Genomic DNA, 848 nt, shown 5'->3' on the forward strand with positions numbered 1-848 from the left:
CTGTTATCCTCAGCCGCCGCGCCTGTTATATCCTCCGGAAGATTGGACATAAGCAGAAAAAATACCAGTTGGCTGTAAAGCATCATTTCAAGCAGAAAATCCTGTAAATGATTAATAATTGCCGATTCAAGACTGGTTTCTTTAGGAGAGGGATTTTCAGGTAAATCAAGAAATTCAAGGACATAAGGGTCTTTTATAAAGTTTTCTGTAACAACCTTGTTTTCTTGTTCATCTGCTGTGGAAACAACATTTTGCGAAGAAATAAGCCTTTCAAAATAATTTGTATGGATATTCCGCTCCAGAACTCGGACGCTCCACCCCTGCGATCGTGCCTCATTAAGGTAATATTTACGAGCTTTTTCAGTATCAAGACGCATAATAAGCCTGATATGCGACCAACTCAATTCGCTACACAGTGTGTAGCGAATTTCATCATTTGACCATGTAAGATAGAATTGCCTAAAATTCTTTAAATTTGCCTCTGAAAAGCCTCTGCCAAATGTATCATTTAGATAACGAGATAAATTTACAATTAGCTGATCGCCGTAATTTGCCCGCTCTTTTCCCTGCTGTTCCTGCTCTACTATTCGCCTGCCAATATTCCAATATGTTTCCACCATTGTATAATTGACAGCAGTATTGGCCTTTTGACGGCCTTCACTTAATATCCTTGAAATATCAGCAAAAAACAGTTTCTCGCTTTCAGAAGGAGAATTGATTAACTTTTTCTTTTTATTTTGTTTCATTAGCTGAGGTGCCGCAGTCATAGCGAGGTATGTTACATTTTTTAGAAAAGTTACTAATCACGCCACCTCTCCATTTAAGGTTTTTTTAACCATAATGTTATA

General features: G+C 37.6%; 1 protein-coding gene. It reads right to left on the minus strand.

The genetic code is table 11. From position 1 onward, the window contains the following. Positions 1 to 746, minus strand: a 746-nt coding sequence (locus ACYVRH_RS13590) for a DUF1016 N-terminal domain-containing protein (RefSeq protein WP_461257426.1), incomplete at its 3' end; no start/stop codon positions are given. Positions 747 to 848 lie beyond the last annotated feature (102 nt).

This window comes from Treponema sp. R80B11-R83G3 (assembly GCF_054786115.1).